Source organism: Bartonella sp. SL317 (assembly GCF_059687655.1).
The window spans coordinates 1,061,484-1,084,156 of record NZ_CM185144.1 but is presented as its reverse complement, the minus strand read 5'-3'; the positions used below and the strand labels follow the sequence as shown (position 1 = coordinate 1,084,156).

Below are 22,673 nucleotides of genomic sequence, written 5' to 3'. Positions count from 1 at the left end.
CTTATCATCTCCCCCACGAAAAAAACGAACTAACGACATAAAAAAGACATATTTTGACATTAGGGATCTACCAGCTATGAGGTTTTGAGTTGTTTTTGACATGTTTTTTCAGGCTGTAATGAATTTATGGTTATGAGTTATACTTTAATGAAAGCAGTAACGTTTTGAGTCTTTTCCCTTTTTGCTTTTTATCGCAAAGATAAGGGATTGTTTGTATAATGGAGGTTTTTCTCTTTTGAGATGCTGTTTTTGCACTGAGTTAAGCTTACTTCGACGTGTCAAAACCGCTTAAACAATTGATAGATGTAATTTTTTAACTGAATTTTAGTAAATTAAAACCTTAGCAGCATCTAAGTGGGGGTGCCATTATTTTAGAAACAAGATACTTTACAAGCCCCGTTCTTTACTCAGAAGGGGTTTGAGTGCGACGTTATAATAAAAATGTGCTAACGCGCTGCGCTCTTGATTTAAATGCATTGTGAGTCCCCTTTGAGATGTTTAGAAATCTCCCCGCGAATCAAGAGAAATCTCTTTCAAACAAAATGAGTCTTAATAATGTACCTTTTGTACCAATATAAGCTTTTAAAGGGAATAGCAAGAAAAAAGTGAGTCTTTTTAGATATTTATTAAGATTTTCTTTTATGTAGAGGAAAAATTATTACTGTTCATGAGAAATGAAGTGTGTCTTTCTATATTGTTTTTACTACAGTATTTGATAATTAAACGTGCCCATCTGTTGGTCATATAAACGTTTTTTGCCTACGAAAAACGATTCACCTCTCTCTAATCCGAAGAGGTGAATATAGTTTTTCCTAATGTGTTTTTATTATCAATTCAATGTCATACTAAATCCAGCACCAATGCCCCAGCGACCTCCCGCACTGGTTATAGACAAACTAGACCGAATATCTCCATTCTGTGATGTATATCCAGCACCAATAGCAAAAGCGGATTGATTCTCCCATATACCACTACCAATTGCGACACTTAATTTTCCAGGTGTATCATTGTAGCGTAAATTTGCCACTGCCAAACCTATAGCTGCCGCTTTTCTTGCCTCTTTGCGAACATCCTCAATCGCATAACTCAACGTATCAAACTTCATATCCGTATAGGATTTAGCCTCGCTAATGCCATTGTTGACAAAACTACTTACTTGTTCATCCGTATATTTCTTCGCATCATCAAGAACAATCTTCATCTGCTCTTCCGTATAATCATGCAACTGACCGCCATTAACTGCTTCATGAGAACCTTTCTCAATCTTACCATCACCCACATTGTCTATTAATACCGGAGCACTTTCATCTCCCCCGACCAACGTGATGCTATTGCTCTTCTTACCATCCGCTCCTTTATCATAGTTAACTGCGCCATCAGTTACGGCCGTTTCAATATCTTTTACATGTTGATCTATCGTATCTACACGGTCTTCAACCTTGCTAACCCTATTATTCGTATCCCAAAGCTGACCGCCATTTACAACATCTTTCGAGCCTTCCTCTACCGCACCATCGGAAACATTCGTTATCTTACTCGATTCTCCTTTATGACCAGCATCATACGCACCCTTGTCTTCATTCCAATTCAAGCCATTCGTATCAAGATTGTTCGCAACCTCCGTAATACGATCGTTGATACTCGTCATACCCTCACTAACACCTTCAAAGGCACCAGCAACATCATTATAAACCTTCTTATCTGACGAACCGCCATCGCTATTGAATTGTGCAACCTTGAATTCGGGTGCTGTCCAATGCCCTCCTTCATAGCTCGCTCCTCCTCCTAAATACAGCGCTAACGTCTGATTGAGTGAATAAAGCTGATTTCCCGTGATCGCTTCTGTAGAACCTTCTGAAATGTCACCATCTAAAAGTGACTTCAATTTGCTCTTGCTTCTTTGAGATCCTTTCCCATGAAGCGCTACAAAAGCTTGATCTTCATCACTCCACAACAACGCATTCTGCTCAATATTGTCAGAAATAGTATCATGAAGCTGCGTGAAGGAACTATTCATACCGGCAAAGGCTGCTGCAACATTATTATAGCTCTTCTCTTCTGAACTCCCATCAGAATTGAAGCTGGTTAATGTGAATGTAGGTGCGGTCCATTGACCTTCTTCATAACGAGCTCCACCTCCAAAATACGTCGCTAACGTCTGATTTAAAGAATAAAGCTGACCACCATTCACTGCCTCTGTCGAGCCTTCTGAAACTGTTGCCGCTTTTACGCCAGAAAGACTACGCACTGCACCTGCACTGTTGGCAATGCTGATTTCTGTACCCTCTTTCTCTGAACCAATGCGGATAACCTTACTGTCTGAATCCTGCTTAACAAGACTATCACTGACAACTTGGTTAATCTCATTCTTAAGCTCATTATGAAGATTGGTGAAAGAAGTACCTACACCAGCAAACGCTTCAGATACACTCTCATAATCCTCTTCTCCAGAATGACCATCATCCTTAATGATTTTAACTCTAAAGCTTGGCGCTTTCCATTGACCTTCTTTATATTCAGCACCACCACCAAGCGATTTCGCTATATCCATGGCTGCTGTTTGTAAATCATCAGATACAGCATTCACATGTTGATTGGTGGCAAAAAGCTGTGAACCATTAACTGCATCTCTCGATTCTGCCGAAAGTGCTCCTGCCTTCACACCTGAAAGCGTCCGTGAGGCACCATCAATATTGGCAAAGTTAACTTCAGTACCGCTCTTTTCTCCTCCTACACTAATAACATGTGTCTGAGCATCTTGCTTAACAAGACTATCACCCACAACTTGCTTAATCTCATTCTTGAGCTCATTATGAAGATTGGTGAAAGAAGTCCCTACACCAGAAAGCGCCTCAGATACACTCGCATAGCTTTGCTCTTCAACACCTCTGCCGTCTTCCTTGACTGTGGTAACCTTGAAGTTGGGTTGGCTCCATTCTCCATTCTTATAGCCAGCACCTCCACCAAAATAGGTCGCTAGTGTATTACTCATTGAATAAAGCTGGGAACCATTGACCGCATCATTCGATTCTGCCGAAAGTGCTCCTGCTTTCACACCTGAAAGCGTCCGTGGTGCATCGCCACTATTGGCAATACTAATGGTGCTGCCGCCTTTTTCTGCTCCTATCTTGATGACTTTCGTATCAGCATCCTGCTTAACAAGACTATCACTAACCACTTGGCTAATCTCTTTGTTAAATTCATTCTTAATATTGATAAAAGAAGTCCCTACACCAGCAAATGCTTCAGATACACTCGTATAATCCTCTTCTCCAGAATGACCATCATCTTTAATGGTTTTTACCTTGAAGTTTGGAGCAGTCCACGCACCATTCTCATAATGCGCACCACCCCCTAAAGACTTCGCAACACTGCTCCCCAAACTATAAAGCTGGGAACCATTTACAGCATCTGTGGAGTCTTGAGTAATCATACCATTTGCAAGAAACGTAATCTTACTATTTGTTTTTGCTGCATCATCTTTCCCGTGCTGAGCGACAAAGGCATTGCTCTCATCACTCCACAACAATGCATTCTGTTTAATGTTTTCAGTAACCTCTGTATTGCTTTGGGTAAACTCTTTGTGAAGATTCTCAAAAGAATTTCCCACACCAGCCAATGCTTCAGATACACTCGCATAATCCTTATCTTCAACTTTAGTACCATCCTCATTGACAGTCTTAAACTTGAAGCTTGGGGCAGTCCATGTGCCATTCTCATAACGCGCACCACCCCCTAAATAGGTTGCAACCTTATCATTGGTCTCATAAAGCTGAGAACCATTGACCGCTTCATCTGAATCTTTAGAGATTGTTCCACCTATCAAACCGGAAAGGGTTCGGTTTTCTTTATTCTTATTTTGAAAGCTAATTATACTACCCTCTGTTTCCTTACCGATAGTAATAGGATCACCCTCTTTCTCTTGTTTAACAAGACTATCCCCCACAACTTGATTAATCTCATTCTTAAGCTCTTGATGAATATTCTTGAAAGAAGTGCCTACACCAGCAAACGCTTCCGATACACTCGCATAGCTCTGCTCTTCAACATCACTCCCATCTTCCTTTACGGTTGTAACCTTGAAGCTTGGAGCACTCCATGTGCTATCTTTATAACCAGCTCCACCACCTAAATATTGTGCAAGCTTGCTATTCGTTTCATAAAGTTGTCCACCAATTACCGCATCCGTGGAACCTTCAGAAATACTTCCTGCTGCGAGAGATGTGATCTTACTATTGCTTTTTGCCTCACCATGCTGTGCAACAAAGGCATTACTCTTATCGCTCCACAACAATGCATCGCCCTGAACATGTTCAGTAATACCATCTACTTTTTTAGTAAAATCATTAACCACATTCTCAAAAGAACTTCCTACACCAGCAAACGCTTCTGCTACACTATCATAACTTGTATCTTCAGATTCATTCTTTTCTGAATTGAAAGCCTTAACTGTGAATTTATCTTTGCTCAATTGGCCATTTGTAAACTCAACACCTCCACCTAAAATCTTTGATACATCATGAGTGAGTGTATGAATTTGTCCACCAGTTATAGCTTCTGTCGATTCTTTCGTAATGTCACCATCAGCAAGAAATTTAATTTTGCTATTCGTTTTTTCTTGTTCACCATGCCGCGCTACAAAAGCACCTTCAGTATCACTCCAATTTAAAGAATCCTGTGCAACGCCTTCTGAAACTTCCTTAATGCGATTGTTGATAGCGCTCATGCTGTCATTAATGTCATTAAACGCACTTGCAACATTATCACTGCTTTTTTTATCACCTTTCGTGCCATCATTATTGAAAGCCTGAATTTGGAAGTCAGGATTTTTCCATTCGCCTTTCTCATTATAACCAGCACCATTGCCAAAGTACCCAGCAAACTGTTTCTTTAAATCATAGATCTGACCACCGTTAATCGCTTCCATGGAGTTTTCTTTAATATCTCCATCCGCAAGGAACATGATCTTGCTTGCTTTTCTATTATCGCCTTCTCCATGCTGCGCTACAAAGGCTTTTTGCTCTTTATCCCATAATAAAGCATCACCTTGGACTTGCTCTGTTATATGTTCTACTTTGTCATCAAGTTTCTTAACAACATTATCAAAACTCTCTCCAACGCCAGTAAACGCAGATGCTACATTATCATAGCTTCCTTCTTCTATTTTACCATCAGCACCAACAGTTTTAAATGTAAATTCCGGAGCAGTCCATGCACCATCTTTATAGCTAGCACTACCACCAAGAGATTGAGCAACATTGCTACCAAGTTGATAAAGCTGGGAACCGTTAATTGCGTCTGTGGAGGTGGCAGAAATATCTCCATTCAAAAGAGACGTGATCTTACTGTTGCTCTTAACATCTTCTTCATTATCATCTGTGGATTTTTGGACATGTTGGGCAACGAAAGCCTTCTGCTCTTTATCCCACAATAAAGCATCGCCTTGAACATGCTCTGTAATGTTAGTGATCTTGTTTTCAACTTGTTGTGTCGTTTCTTCAAGTTTTTTATCAAAGTTGTTAACAATATTCTCAAAGCTGTTACCAACACCAGAAAAGGCTGTTGTTACATTATCATAGTTGCCATCTTCTATTTCACCACCAGCGTCAACCTTTTGAAATTTAAATGGTGATACAACCCATTTGCCACCCTCATAACCAGCGTCACCACCAAAATATTTGGCAACACTGCTACCAAGATCATAAAGCTGCGAACCATTTATGGCATCACTTGAATCCTTTGCAATATTACCATCGGCAAGAAATGTAATCTTGCTATTCGTTTTTGCAGCTTCATCTTTCCCGTGCTGAGCGACAAAGGCATTGCTCTCATCGCTCCACAACAATGCATTCTGTTTAATGTTTTCAGTAACTTCTGTATTGCTTTGGGTAAACTCTTTGTGAAGATTCTCAAAAGAAGTCCCTACACCAGCCAATGCTTCAGATACACTCGTATAATCCTTATCTTCAACTTTAGTACCATCCTCATTGATAGTCTTAACCTTAAAGCTTGGGGCTCTCCATGCGCCATTCTCATAGCTAGCATCACCACCAAGAGATTGAGAAACTTTGCTACCAAGATCATAAAGCTGGGAACCATTGACCGCTTCATCTGAATCTTTAGAGATTGTTCCACCTATCAAACCGGAAAGAGTTCGGTTTTCTTTATTCTTATTTTGAAAGCTAATTATACTACCCTCTGTTTCCTTACCGATAGTAATAGGATCACCCTCTTTCTCTTGCTTAACAAGACTATCACTGACGACTTGGCTAATCTCTTTGTTAAGCTCATTATGAAGATTGGTGAAAGAAGTCCCTACACCGGCAAATGCTTCAGATACACTCGTATAATCCTCTTCTCCAGTATTGCCGTCACCTTTAATGGTTTTAACCTTAAAGCTTGGTGCAATCCATGTGCCATCTTTATAGCTAGCATCACCACCTAAATATTGTGCAAGCTTGCTATTTGTTTCATAAAGTTGGGAACCGGTTATCGCATCGGTGGAGTCTTGAGTGATCGCACCATTCGCAAGATACGTAATCTTGCTTGCGGTTTTTTCCTGTTCTTCTTCAGCGCCAACCTTTTTATGCTTGGCCACAAAAGCTTTATCAGCATCGCTCCACAACAAGGCGTCGCCTTGAACTTGTTCTGTTATATGTTCTACTTTGTTATTAATTTTTTCAACAACGTTCTTAAAACTCTCTCCAACGCCAGTAAAAGCAGATGCTACATTATCGTAACTTGCTTCTTCTGTATAACCTTCAGCGTTAACCTTTTGAAATTTAAAAGTTGGATTACTCCATGTTCTATCTGTATAATCAGCTCCTCCACCTAAATATTGTGCAAGTTTGCTATTCGTTTCATAAAGTTGAGAACCGTTAATTGCGTCCGTGGAGTCACTTGATATTTTGCCTTCCTGAAGAAAGGTGATCCGACTGTTGCTCTTAACATCTTCTTCTTTGCTACCTTCTTCCTCATGTTGTGCAACAAAAGCTTTCTGCTCTTTATTCCACAATAAAGCATCACCTTGAACATGCTCTGTAATTTCAGTGATATTGTTTTCAATTTTTTGTGTCGTTTCTTTAATTTTTTTATCAAAATTGTTAACAATATTCTCAAAGCTTGTACCAACACCAGAAAAAGCTGTTGTTACATTAGCATAGCTGCCTTCTGTTGTTTTACCATCATTATCAACCTTTTGAAATTTAAATGGTGGTGCAACCCATGTACCACCCTCATAGCTAGCATCACCACCAAAATACTGCGCAACTTTGCTACCAAGATCATAAAGCTGCGAACCGTTAATTGCGTCTTTTGAATCTTTTGCAATGTTACCATCGGCAATATTATGAAGTGCAACAGCAGGAGCATTTGCACCTTTACCCAAGGTGATGTTCGTATAATCAATGCTTCCAGATTCATCCTTCTGCTTATCATAGTGAACAACCGCTGAATCATCTGACTGAAGATTGTTAACCTGTTTGGTTATCTCTTTTTTGATATTGGTGAAAGATGTACCAACTCCTTCAAAAGCTGCAGCAACATTCTGATAGTCTTCATCCTTTTCCTGACCATCAGCGTCAACAGTTTTCACTTTAAAAGTTGGATTACGCCATGTGCTCTCTGTATAACCAGCTCCTCCCCCTAAATATTGTGCGAGCTTGCTATTTGTTTCATAAAGCTGAGAACCTGTGATCGCATCCGTGGAACCTTCAACAATACTTCCTACCGCAAGAGATGTAATCTTGCGATTACTTTTATCTTTACCTTCACCATGTGTCGCTACAAATGCTTTATCAGAATCACTCCACAATAAGGCATCGCCTTGAACTGTTTGCGTAACATGTTCTACTTTGTCATCAAGTTGCTTAACAACATTATCAAAACTCTCTCCAACGCCAGTAAACGCAGATGCTACATTATCATAGCTTCCTTCTTCTGTTTTTCCATCAGCGTTAACCTTTTGAAATTTAAATTGTGGTGCAACCCATGTGCCATCTTTATAGCTAGCACTACCACCCAGAGATTGAGCAACATTATCACCAAGAGCATAAAGCTGCGAACCGTTAATTGCATCTGTGGAATCACTTGATATTTTGCCTGCCTGAAGAAAGGTGATCCGACTGTTGCTCTTAATACCTTTTTCTTTGCTACCTTCTTCCTCATGTTGTGCAACAAAAGCGTTCTGCTCTTTATCCCACAATAAAGCATCGCCCTGGACATGCTCTGTAATTTTGGTGATATTGTTTTCAACTTGTTGTGTCGCTGCTTCAAGTTTTTGATCAAAGTTGTTAACAATATTCTCAAAGCCTGTACCAACACCAGAAAAGGCTGCTGTTACATTATCATAGTTGCCTTCTGTTGTTTTACCATCAGCGTTAACAGTTTTAAATGTAAATGTCGGGGCAGTCCATGCGCCATCTTTATAGCTAGCACTACCACCAAAATACTTTGCAAGCGTCTGATTCAAGCTATAAAGCTGTCCACCAGTTACAGCTTCTGTAGAGTTTTCCTTAATATCTCCATCCGCAAGGAATTTTATCTTACTGTTTTCCTTTTTACCTTCTTCCGCTTTATGTTGTGCAACAAAAGCACCATCAGCATCACTCCAGTTTAAAGAATCCTGTGCAACGCCCTCTGAGACTTCCTTAATGCGATCGTTCACAGTCTTGATATTATCATCAAGTCCTTCAAAGGCTTTTTCAACACCTTCATACGATTTACTTGTTACCTCACCTGCTTTAGAAACCGTCGATAAGCCATAGGTAGGTCCTTTAAAAGTACCATCGGGACTCAATGATGCGTCGCCACCTAATGCACTTGTAACACCAGAAACAATCCTATTAATCTGACCACCCGTAACCGCATCGCTTGAACCTGCTACAATAGAACCATCGGCAAGGGATGTGATCTTGCTGTTGCTTTTTTCCTCACCATGCTGTGCAATAAAGGCATTGGCATTTTTGTCCCACAATAAAGTATTATCCTGAATGTATTTCGTAACATCTGCTATTTTAGCATCAAACTTGTTAACAACGTTATGAATACTTGTATCAACACCAGAAAATGCAGAAGCAACATCATGATATGTCTTCTCCTCACCTTCTTGATCACCAACATCAACAATCTTGAGCTTGAAATTGGGAGCAGTCCATGTGCCATCTTTATAGCTAGCGCTACCACCTAAAGACTGCGCAACATTATCACCAAGGGCATAAAGCTGAGAACCAGTTATTGCATCTGTGGAGTCTTGAGCGATCGTACCATTCGCAAGAGATTTGATCTTACTTGCGACCTTCTCTTTTCCTTCTTCTCCAGCCTTGCTATGCTTGGCGACAAAAGCTTCATCGGTATCGCTCCACAATAACGCATCGCCTTGGACTTGCTCTGTTATATGTTCTACTTTGTTATTAATTTTTTCAACAACGTTCTTGAAACTCTCTCCAACGCCGGTAAATGCAGATGCTACATTATTATAGCTGACTTCTTCTGTTTTACCATCAGCGTCAACCTTTTGAAATTTAAATGGTGGTGCAACCCATTCGCCATTTTCATAGCTAGCGTCACCACCAAAATATTTGGCAACATTGCTACCCAGACTATAAAGCTGGAAGCCAGTTATCGCATCGGTGGAGTCTTGAGCGATCGTACCATTCGCAAGATACGTAATCTTACTTGCGGTTTTTTCCTGTTCTTCTTCAGTTCCAACCTTTTTATGCTTGGCTACAAAAGCTCCATCGGTATCACTCCACAATAAGGCATCGCCTTGAACATGCTCTGTAATTTCCGTGATATTATTTTCAATTTTTTGTGTCGTTTCTTTAATTTTTTTATCAAAATTGTTAACAATATTCTCAAAGCTTGTACCAACACCAGAAAAAGCTGTTGTTACATTAGCATAGCTGCCTTCTTCTGTTTTACCATCTTCACCAACAGTTTTAAATGCAAATGTCGGAGCAGTCCATGAGCCATCTTTATAGCTAGCACTACCACCAAGAAATTGAGCAACATTATCACCAAGAGCATAAAGTTGAGAACCATTGATTGCATCGTGGGAATCCTGAGAAATCTGACCGTCTGCAATATTATGAAGCGCAACAGCAGGAGCATTCGCACCTTTACCCAAGGTGACATTCGTATAATCAATGCTTCCAGATTCATCCTTCTTCTTATCATAGTGAACAACCGCTGAATCATCTGACTGAAGGTTGTTAACCTGTTTGGTTATCTCTTTTTTGATATTGGTGAAGGATGTACCAACTCCTTCAAAAGCTGCAGCGACATTCTGATAGTCTTCATCCTTTTCCTGACCATCAGCATCAACAATTTTCACTTTAAAAGTTGGATTACTCCATGTGCTCTCTTTATAACCAGCTCCTCCACCTAAATATTGTGCAATCTTGCTATTCGTTTCATAAAGCTGAGAACCAGTTATCGCATCTGTAGAACCTTCAGAAATATTGCCTTCTGCAAGAGATGTGACCTTGCTGGCAACCTTTGTGTCATCTTCTCCATTTTTGACATGCTTAGCTACAAAAGCTCTATCGGTATCGCTCCACAATAACGCATCGCCTTGGACTTGCTCTGTAATTTGGGTGATATTGTTTTCAACTTGTTGTGTCGCTGCTTCAAGTTTTTTATCAAAATTGTTAACAATATTCTCAAAGCTTGTACCAACACCAGAAAAGGCTGTTGTTACATTATCATAGTTGCCATCTTCTATTTCTCCATCAGCGTCAATCTTTTGAAATTTAAATTGTGGTGCACTCCATGTGCCACCCTCATAACTAGCACCACCACCAAAATATTTGGCAACATTATCACCAAGAGCATAAAGCTGCGAACCATTTACGGCATCACTTGAATCTGCTGAGAGTATAGCATCTTTTATGCCTGTAAGAGTACGTTTACCATTTTCATTGTTGGCAATATCGATTTTATCACCACCTGTTTCTTTACCAATGGTGATATCTTTCGTGTCAGGATTTTGTTTCACAAAGCTACTGGCGGCCACTTGTTCTTTGACTTTCTCCAGTTGTGAAAAATTTACAGCGTCGGTGTCGTTGGTACCTTCTGCTACTCCTGTGATTTTTTTATTTGCGGCGTTAATGCCATCGGTGGTTATTTGGGGACCACTTGCAATGATTAAACCCGTGGCGTTTAAAGTATTCTCGCCTGCTTTTATGCTCTCTAGTGTAATATTCTTTGCGAGATCAAATTTGACATTATTGTCGTCTTCGCCTTTTGTGATACTAAGGTTGTCACTAGCAGCTGCTAAATCCATTGAGCTGGTTGAATTAACATTCGTTTTATTTTTACCATTAACTGAGAGATCCCAACTCGGATTTATAGAGTTTTGTAGCGCTTTTAGCTGTGCAACGTTGACGGCATCAGTGTCGTTGGTACCAGCAGCAACATTTATAATCTGTCTGGTTTTACCTTGCTCAGTATTACCAATGCTGAGTGCGCCATAACTGGATTTCCAAGCCTTGTCCTGTTCATTTGAATTTGCTCTAATCCTAGGATCATATCCCGCAACACCAGCATCAACATCAGCGATAGAACTTGAACCTAAGGCAACTGCATCGGTTTTGCTGGCCTCTGCACCGTGTCCAAAGGCAATTGCATTGCGTCCACTGGCCTTTGCTAAGGTACCGAAGGCAGCTGCATAATCTTCGCTAGCTTTTGCTTGATCCCCAAGGGCGAACGATTTTGTATAACTGGCTTCTGCACGGTATCCAAGGGCAATTGCATCATATCCGTTGGCTTTTGCGCCGTTTCCGATGGCAATTGCCTCTTCTCCCTTAGCTTCAGGATCTTTAAACGAAAGGTCGTTGTTCGTGTCGTTAATTTTTAAACCTCTTATAGCTGCTGCCGCTTGGGCTGCTTTTAGCTGTGAAAAGTTAACGGCATCGGTGTCATCGGTACCAGCTGCTACTCCCGTGATTTTTTTATTTGCGGCGTTAATGCCATCGGTGGTTATTTGGGGACCATTCTGAATGACTAATCCCGTGGCATCAAAGACATTTTTCCCTGCTGTAACCTTATCGAGTGTAATTTCCTTTGCAAGATCAAATTTGACCTTATTGTCTTTCTCGCCTTTTGTGATGCTAAGGTTGCTACTGCCAGCTGCTAAATCCATTGGGCTGGTTGCATTAACATTCGTCTTGTTTTTGCCGTCAATAGAGAGCTCCCAATTTACGTTTACAGAATCTCGTAGCGCTTTTAGCTGTGCAACGTTAACGGCATCAGTGTCGTTGGTACCAGCTGCAACCCCCACAATCTGCCGTGTAAAAATGCCAGATTTACCAATACTCAACGCACCAAAACTACCAGATTTCCATTCAATATTGTTTGATGTTGAAGCTTTTCCAGTCTTCGGATCATAGCCTGCAATCTTCCCCGCAACTAAAGCCTGAGAGTTTTTGCCTAAAGCAATGGCTCCCTCAACATTATCCTCCACGCTCGCATAATAACCAAGAGCAATTGCTCCTTTAGAATTCTTTCGAACTTTAGCATCTGTACCTATAGCTATGCCAAAGTCTGCGGATACCTGTGGAGCGTGGTATATAGTAGCACCAGAACCAGGACCAGCCACGTAATCCGACCAGCCTGCTCCCATTACAACACTTCCTGGTTTACTAAGTGCTTCACCAGCACCTATTCTCACCCTGTCTTTAGACCAATCAGAAAGGCTGTCTTTAGACTGAGATACGGCTTCTTTTAACTGGGCAACGTTAACTGCATCGGTGTCGTTGGTACCCGTTGCTACTCCCGTGATTTTTTGATTTGCAACGTCAATACCATTCGTGGTAAATTTGGGACCATTCTCAATCCTAAAACCATCATCATCAAAAGTAAGCCCCCCCATAGTTATTCCTCTGCCTTCTATGGATAAACCAGATTTTCCAGCTTTCTCTGTAGCGGGTATTTTTATGCTATTTAAAGTGAGGTCTTGAGCTAAATCAAATTTTACATTATTGTTTTTATCGCCTTTGGTAATGTTAAGGTTGCTACTGCCGGCAGAAAAGTCTACTACTTTGCCTGTACTCACAACTGTGGTGTTTTTGCCATTAGCAGAAACTTGCCAATTTCCTACGGTACTTTCTACTGCTTTCAGCTGCGCAACGTTGACGGCATCCGTGTCCTTAGTACCAGCCGCTACTCCGATAATTTGTCGTGTTTTACTATCTGGAACATTACCAACACTAACAGCACCTAGCGTGCTTTTCCATATATACCCTTTATCGCCTTTAATATCTTTTCCGAAAGGAATATAACCATCAACATTAGCAACAGTATCAACAAAAGAATTCGCCCCTAGAGCAACAGCGGAATCAACCGTAGCCTTAGCCTGAAACCCCAACGCCGTGCTGTATGGCCCTGAAAAACCCTGAAAGTTACCGGCACCACCTGTCCATGACCTATAACCTATAGCAATCGATCCTTCTGACAAGGCGAGTGCCTTTTTACCCATTGCAACCCCATATTTCCCCCCTGTTTTTGCTTCTGAACCAACAGAAACAGATTCTTTAAATCTGCCTTCTGCACGATAACCAATAATAACAGAATGTTCAGTGTAAGACCCGCTTGCACTTGATCCTACTTGACTCGCATTGCCTGCAATAGCTCCCACACCAATAACAACAGATCTTTCCGCCTCCACCGAAACCATTTGATCCACTATCATAACATTAAATGACTTATCTATTAGATCATTACTTGCTGCCCGTGGCATGATACCACTGCGTGCCATTCTAGCGTTCCCTAACCCTGTAGATGAATCATTCCGCGAGTTATTAGAAACATCAATAACCGCGGCATCTTCTCTATTCTGATTAAATAGTTGGGGAGGAAAGTTGTTATCAACAGACCATTGTGGATTAGGGAGAGGTCTTTTATTTTTATCCGCGATATTTACCATTCTTTGAGACAGATCACGGTTTTCTGCTGTTGAAACATTCTCGATAGATTTAGCATTATTGCTCTTTAAAAGAGTGTTGGTAAGAAAATTCACATAGTCATTAGAAGCATTCGCTTTTGCTGCCACTTTTGCTGCTAGCGCTGCATTCAACGCCGTTACATAATTTTCTTTTGATTTATCAGAAGAAGTATTCAAACCAGCACCAGCGATGATGCTTTGTGGATAAGACATAACAGCACTGTTAACACCTTCAAGAAAGGTGTTTCTAAAATCAGTATTTGCTGCAAAAACAGGAGAAAAATTTGATAAAAATGTCGCTGCTGTAGCCAACGACAGAACTTTAACAAAAGAAAAATGAGAATCTTTTAATTTGTTTGCTGTTCGTGTGGCATATATTTTCTTCATAATAAATTCTCCAAGTAAGAAAAACGCCTCCAAAACATAAAAAAGACACATTTCAGCATTAGTTTCTCGCTTGAGAGATGAGAGATGGAGCGATTGTTTATAATGTGTACATTTTGAGTCTTTTGTCTTTTTGTTTTGTGTGTTTTTATACTGAAACCTAGTTTGTTGATCGTTCGTATGTTGTTTAGCTACCTAACGTGAAAAGAGATTTTTTTGTATTAATACTGTTTTTTACTTTGTCGTTTTTACTATAAAATGCTTTATAAAGTTTTTTAGTGCATGTTTTTCTGTTTATAGACTTTAGTTTTATTAGAAAGCACTATTTGCTTAATAATAAGTGAAGTAAAATGGATTATATTAATTACAGGGATATATATTCTCCAGATATTATGTTCTCTATCTAAATTTTTGTTTTAATTGTTATGCAATGAGACATATCTGGAAGTATATACACTCTTTTGGTGTATATTTTATCTTTACGCACTACTTACCCCCCCTTTGAAAATTTATTCAATCGAAATGAGTCTTACTAATATACTTTATGTAGCAATATCCACTCTATAATAGAATGGCAACAAAAAAATGATTATTTTCAATCAAAATAATCATTATGGATTCTAGTGTGATATTTTTACAATATTTCTGCCATAAAGGAAGCGAAGTGCTTTTAATAAAATTTTGAAGTTGGCCGCATCATTAAGACTATGATTATTGACAGATACAAACATTATTTAACAAACAATAATATTTGTATTGTAATGTTTGTATCTGTGGAGTATTCGCCCTCATTCATGTGGGGACAAGGCGAATATTTTTCTTCATAACACGTTCTTTTCTACCATCAATTTAGCTTGAGTCTTAAGCCCGCACCTATTCCCCAATGTCCACCAGAGTTCGCGGCAGATATATTAGAACGGATCTTGCCATCTTCTGACATATAGCCAGCTCCAATCGCTAAAGCTGTTTCATTACGCCATAGACCCGTACCAAACGAAACACTTAAAGCGCCTGGTGTATCAAAATAACTCAAGTTTGATACTGCCAAACCTATCGCCGCTGCCTGCCTTGCCTCTTTCTGAACTGTCTTAATATCGTACTTTAATGCTTCAAATTTTATATCCGTGTAAGATTTTGCTTCGTGAATAACATCACCTATCGTGTCATTGATAATGCTATTAAAACGTTCATCCGTATATTTTTTTGCATCATCAAGAACTGTCTCTACCTGTTTCTTTGTCTGATAAAGTTGACTACCATTAACAGCTTCTTTGGAAAATTCCGATACCTCACCACTTGCTACATTGCCTATCAAAACCGGATCACTTTCATTTGCACCCACTAATGTGATTTTACCGTTTTTCTTGCCATCTTCACCTTTATCATACTTCACTGCATCATTCGTAACCGTATTTTCAATATCTTTGACCTGTTGATTAATATTGTCTACACGCTCTTCAACCTTTTCAACCCTCTGATTTGTCTTATAAAGTTGGCTACCATTAACAGCATCTGTTGAATGTTCAGATACGTCACCATCCGCTACATGTGTGATCCTACTTGGTGTTTCTTCATGATTAGCGTCGAAAGCTTTTTCTTTATCGTTCCAATTTAAACCACTCGATGCGACATTTTGAGTCACATTATTAATACGCTCGTTAATGTTTTCCATGCTTTGATTAACACCTTCAAACGCATCAGCAACATTATTATAGCTTTTCTTGTTATTACCATCCTTATTGAATTGTGCAACCTCGAATTTGGGATCTTTCCATTGCCCATTCTGATAGCCTGCCTCACCACCAAAGTACTTGGAAAGGGAATCAATTACTGAATAAAGCTGAGAACCATTGATTGCATCGGTCGATTCTTTCGTAATGTCACCATCGGCAAGAAAGGTGATCTTGCTTCTTGCTTTTTCTTCACCATGCTGAGCAACAAAAGCTTCTTTTTCATTATTCCACAATAAAGCATCGCCTTTTGTTTTATTAATCTCGTTGGTGATTTCATTGGTGATTTTGTTCTGAATATTCTTGAAAGATGTACCAACAGCAGAAAAGGCATCCGCTACAGTATCATAACTTTCTTCACTTTCTGTACCATCACCTTTAACTGTGTTAAGCATAAAGATGGGCTTTTTCCATTCTCCATTCTCATCATAGCCTGCGCCACTCTCCAAATATCCAGCAAGCTGATTACTCATCGAATAAAGCTGTGAGCCTGTGACCGCATCGGTGGAGTCTTTCGTAATGTTACCATCCGCAAGAAAGGTGATCTTACTCTTGCTCTTTTCTGCGCCATGCTGTGCAGAAAATGCACCGTCACTTTCGCTCCACAATAAGGCATCACCTTGAACTTTCTCTGTAATATTTGTTATTTGGTCAGTCACCTTCTTGATGCCACTATCAAGCTGACCTTTGTTAACAGCATCATTTTTACTCTTTGCATCATCTACGCCAGAAATTATTCGATTTGCACCACTTTTGTTGGCAATATTGATTTCTGTACCTTCTGTTTTAGCACCAATAGTAAGGCGATTGGTTTGCTTATCCTGCTGAATAAAACTCTCATCCTCTATTTTGGTAACTACATTATTAATCTGTTTGATAATTTCATTTTTTATATTTGTGAAAATGGTTCCAACACCTTTAAAAGCTTCTGCGACACTCGTATAGCTTTGCTCTTCTTCTGTGCCATCAGTTTTAACTCTTTTAACTTTAAATGTTGGGGCTTTCCATTCACCATTTTCATAGCTAGCGCTATCCCCTAAAGATTGAGCAACACTGTTACCTAAACCGTAAAGTTGGGAACCGTTAATTGCATCGGTGGAGTCTTGCTTAATGTTACCATCGGCAAGGAAGGTAATCTTACTATTGCTCTTTTCTTCACCGTGCTGCGCAGAAAATGCATTAGCACTTTTGTTCCACAATAACGCATCACCTTGAACTGTTTGTGTAATCTGTTCTACTTTGTCATCAAATTTCTTAACAACGTTATTGAAACTCTCTCCAACACCAGTAAATGCAGATGTCACATCATCATAGTTGACTTCTTCTGTTTTACCATCAGCACCAACCTTTTGAAACTTAAATTTTGGAGAAACCCATGTGCCATTTTCATAGCTAGCACTCCCCCCTAAAGATTGCGCAACACTGCTACCCAAAGCATAAAGTTGGGAACCGTTAATTGCATCTGTGGAGGTGTTATTAATATCTCCTTGTGCGAGATATTTTATCTTACTAGCAACTTTTTCTTGGTTTTCTTCATTTCCACCCTTGTTATGCTTGGCAACAAAGGCTTCATCATCTTCGCTCCACAATAACGCATCGCCTTGCACTTTTGCCGTTATATCATTGATTTTCTCATCAAAGTCTTTTTTTACACTATCGACTTTGTCATCAACATTCTTAACAACATTCGTGAAGCTGCTGCCAACACCCGTGAATGCATCAGCAACATTTTGGTATTCTTTTGTGGCTGTCTGACCTTTATCATCAACGGATGTGACCGAGAAACTTGGTGCTGTCCATTCACCATTTTCATAGCTAGCGCTTCCCCCTAAAGATTTAGCAACACTGCTACCTAAAGCATAAAGTTGAGAACCGTTAATTGCATCGGTTGACTCTTCGGTAACATCACCCTTCAAAAGAGATGTGATTTTACTCTTGCTCTTTCCTTCACCGTGCTGTGCTACAAATGCATTATCACTCTCGCTCCACAATAAGGCATCACCTTGAACTGTTTGTGTAACCTCTTCTACTTTGTCATCAAATTTCTTAACAACATTCTGGAAACTCTCTCCAACACCAGTAAATGCAGATGTCACATCATCATAGTTGACTTCTTCTGTTTTACCATCAGCACCAACCTTTTGAAACTTAAATTTTGGAGAAACCCATGTGCCATTTTGATAGCTAGCATCACCACCAAAAGACTGCGCAACTCCGTTCCCCAAAGCATAAAGTTGGGAACCGTTAATTGCATCGGTTGAGTCTTCGGTAACATCACCATTTAAAAGAAATGTGATTTTACTATTGCTCTTAACAGCATCTTCATCACCATCTGTGGGTTTTTGGGCATGTTGAGCAACAAAAGCACTAACTTTATCATCCCACAATAAAGCATCATCCTTTGTTTTATTAAGCTCTTTGATGACTTTATTATTAATTGTATTGGTTATTTCATCTTTTACTGTGGTAATTTTATCCTGAATATTCATGAAAGATGTACCAACACCAGAAAAGGCATCCGCTACATTGTTATATGTCTTATCTTCAGAGCTACCATCATCATTAACAGACTTAAATTTGAAACTTGGAGCATTCCATGTGCCATCTTTATATTCCGCACCACCACCCAAGGACTGTGCAACCTTATCACCTAAAGTATAAAGCTGTTTACCTGTCACGGCATCTGTTGAATCAGAAGCAATATTACCCTCTAAAAGATGTGTAATTTTGCTATTTTTCTTTTCTGCATCCTTACCATGATCCGCTACAAAGGCTTGCTCAGTATCGCTCCATAATAAGGCATCGTCTTTAACTTGCTCTGTAATCTGCGTGATGTTTTGTGTAAAATCGTTGAACTTATTTGTAAAATCTTTGGTGATTTTATCCTGAACGTTTGTAAAAGATTGACCTACACCACTCAAAGCCTCAGCTACATTATGATAAGTTTCATCTTTTTCCTCACCATCAGCATTAACCGTTTTAAGCGTAAAAGTAGGTTTTGTCCATTCACCATCTTTATATTCAGCACCACCACCAAAAGACTTGGCTATGTTCGTAGCGGCAGTTGTTACATTTTGATTGGTTGTAAAAAGCTGAGAACCCGTGACAGCTTCATTTGAATCTGCTGAGAGTGTACCAGCTTTTATGCCTGTAAGAGTGCGCTTTTCACTTTTATTGTTGGTAATATCAATTTTATTACCATCTGTACCCTTACCAATGGTGATGTCTCTTGTTGTATCATCTTGCTTCACAAAACTACTGGCGGCTACTTGCTCTTTTAATTCCTTCAGTTGTGCAAAATTCACTGCATCGTTGCTTTCAGTACCAGCTTTTACACCAGAAATAGTCCGATCATCACCATCTTTATTGGCAATGTTGATTTTATCTCCTTCTGCTTTTGCACCAATAGTAAGATCATGCGTTGCTTCATTTTGTTGAACAAAGCTTTCGCTTTCCACTTTGTTTACTACATTATTAATCTGTTCAGTCAATTTATTCTGAACATTCGTGATAGAAGTACCAACTCCAGAAAAGGCATCCGCTACAGTATCATAGTTTGTCTCTTCAAAAGAGCCATCATCATTTACAGACTTAACAGTGAAGTTAGGAGCATTCCATGTGCCATTTTCATAACCTGCACCACCACCCAAGGACTTTGCAACTTTATCACCTAAAGTATAAAGCTGTTTACCTGTAATGGCATCTGTAGAATCTGCATTAATATCACCGTCTAAAAGAAACGTGATTTTGCTGCTTCTGCTTGCTTCTTTTTCGCCATGTTTGGCCACAAATGCACTATCACTGTCACTCCACAATAAAGCATCGCCTTGAACTTCTTGTGTAATCTGTGTGATGTTTTGTGTAAAGTCGTTGAACTTATTTGTAATATCTTTGGTAATTTTATCCTGAACGTTTGTAAAAGACTGCCCCACACCTTCAAAAGCTTTTGCTACATCATGATAAGTTTCAGCTTTTTCATTACCTTCAGCGTCAAAAGTTTTAAGCGTAAAAGTAGGGTCTGTCCATGTGCCATCTTTATATTCAGCTCCACCTCCAAAGGATTTGGCTATATTTGTGGCGGCAGTTGTTACATTTTCATTGGTCTTAAACAGTTGAGACCCGATAACAGCTTCATTTGAGTCTTCTGAGAGTGTACCAGCTTTTATGCCTGTAAGAGTTCTAACCTCACCAGTCTTATTCATAAAATCGATTTTATTACCATCTGTATCCTTACCAATGGTAATATCTCTTGTTGTATCATCTTGTTTTACAAAGCCACTGGCTGCAACTTGTTGTTCGACTTGCTGAAGCTGTGCAAAATTTACAGCGTCAGTAGCATCAGTCCCTTCTGCTACTCCTGTTATCTTTTTATTGCCAGCCTTAATACCCTCAGCCGTTATTTGCAAACCACCGGTAATTGTTAAACCTGTTGCATTTAAAGTATTTTCGCCTGCTTTTATGCTATTAAGGGTAATATCCTTTGCGAGGTCAAATTTGATATTATTGTCGTCTTTGCCTCTTGTGATTTCGAAATTGCCACTTCCAGCTGCCAAATCTACCGAGCCGTCTATAGAAACAGCTTTAGCACCTTTACCACCAACAGATAACTTCCAGCCTTTGTCCACGTAGTCTTGTAATGACTTCAACTGTGCAACATTCACCGCATCGGTGTCCTTCATACCAGCTGCTATCCCTGTAATTTGCCGTGAAATTTTATTAGTATTATCACCAACACTAACGGCCCCTGACGTACTTTTCCATACATAGCCCCTATTATTTGTATCGCCTTTCGTGAAAGGCTCATAACCTCCAATAGCACCACCAACATCCGCTACAGAAAGTGCCCCTATAGCAACCCCTTCTTGCGCTGTTACTCGCGATTGATATCCTAAAGCCATAGACTTAACAGCACTTGCAGATGACTCAGGACCAATAGAAACTGAATTCTCTTGATCACTCTTAGCCAGAGCACCTATAGCTACAGAACTCTTACCCGTTGCTTGCGATTGATATCCAAAAGCCATAGATTGAAGGGCACTTGCAGATGACTCAGGACCGATAGCTACAGAATTCTCTTTATCACTCTTAGCCAGAGCACCTATAGCAACTGCATTCTCACCTGTTGCTTGTGACTGCATTCCAAAAGCCATAGACTGAGTGGCACTTGCCAAGGACTCAGAACCAATCGCTAAAGAATTTTCACCAAGTGCCTTGGTGCGACCAACATCTTTGTTCTGCTCGTCATTTGGATTATCACCCTTTAAAGAACTTACCTGCATCGTAGAGCCTATTGCAATAGCACCCTCCCCTTCAGTTTGCACGGCATAACCTATAGCAATGCTAGACTTTCCTGACCCCTTTGCCCCATAACCTAACCCTATAGCACCTCGTTGCCCCACTTGTGCATAAGAACCAACAACAATTCCGTCTACTGCGTCTTTCGTTATCAGTGTATTATTACCAACAGCAACACTTCCCCCTCTAAAAACTTGCGCCTGATAACCGAGCACCGTGGTCGGCCCCAAAATACCCATACTCTGATCTAACATTTTTACCGTTGACTTGGCACCAATAACAACACTTTTGTTGGTTTTTTCATCAATTTCCTCCCCTAAAGTAACCTTACTTCCCGATACATCACGTGGCATTATTGGAGGTAAATCATTTTGCGTGATATCAGATGCATCAACTGCTAATCCATCATCATCCTGAGTAAATTGTTGGGACAATATGTTGTCACGGACGAACAATCTGGGATTGATGATCGATTGTTGCTTTTTCTCCTCTGTGCCGACCGCTTTTTTCAATCGATTACTGCTATCTGTTTTAAGAATATTCGCAACAGAATTATTATCGCTTATCTCAGAAAGGGTTTCGGTTAAAAAATTTACATAGCCGTTTAAAGCACTCACTTTTGATGCTAACGCCGTATTCAATGCTGTTACATAATCGCTTTGAGAGACATTAATAGGTCTCAAATAACCCGTAGAGTCACCATAAACTGAAATCATACTTTGGGGATATGCCACAACAGTCTCCTGTGTGTTGGTAGAAATGTTTGTAGAATCCCTTCCTCCTGAAACAAGACTTTTTGAAAAAACAGGAGAAGCACTCGATAAAAGTGCAGCAATTGAAGTTAATGACACAACTTTAATAAAAGGAAAACGAGAAAATTTTGAATCATTCCCCGCTAATTTTGTATATAATTTTTTCATAACAAATTCCCCAATGAAAAAAATTTTAACCGTAAACACAAAAAAGACACATTTAAACGCTAGTTAACTTCTGAGACTTATTCTTTTGCATGTGCTAAATTTTAAGGTGTGATTGAAAAAGTTAGAGAAGTGATGTCTTTAGACGTTAAATTGGATGTGTTTTCATTTTTTGTGTTTCGTAAGAAACAAGCTTTATCTTTTGGCATATTGGTTAATATTTATTTAATTCTTAACTTATTTGTTATTTTTTGCAAGTTAAATTAGTTCCTTGTTTTTCATTTTATTCACAAATTATATTTGAATATATTGATAAATAGAACTTTTTTCTTTTTATCTGCGTGTTAAACAAAGGTGTTTTTTGTGTAAATAAATTAATAAAATCTATGATTTTTCCTAAAAAAT

2 protein-coding genes are annotated in these 22,673 nt (G+C 39.5%); both read right to left on the bottom strand.

What is annotated here, in order from left to right:
• Positions 1-829: 829 nt before the first annotated feature.
• A complete protein-coding gene (locus AC6ER9_RS04775; RefSeq protein ID WP_497075222.1) occupies positions 830-14,329 on the bottom strand; it encodes a Vomp family autotransporter in 13,500 nt (4,499 codons plus the stop codon).
• An 841-nt stretch (positions 14,330-15,170) separates the two neighbouring features.
• A complete protein-coding gene (locus tag AC6ER9_RS04770) occupies positions 15,171-22,271 on the bottom strand; it encodes a Vomp family autotransporter (protein WP_497075221.1) in 7,101 nt (2,366 codons plus the stop codon).
• Between the last annotated feature and the right edge of the window lie 402 nt (positions 22,272-22,673).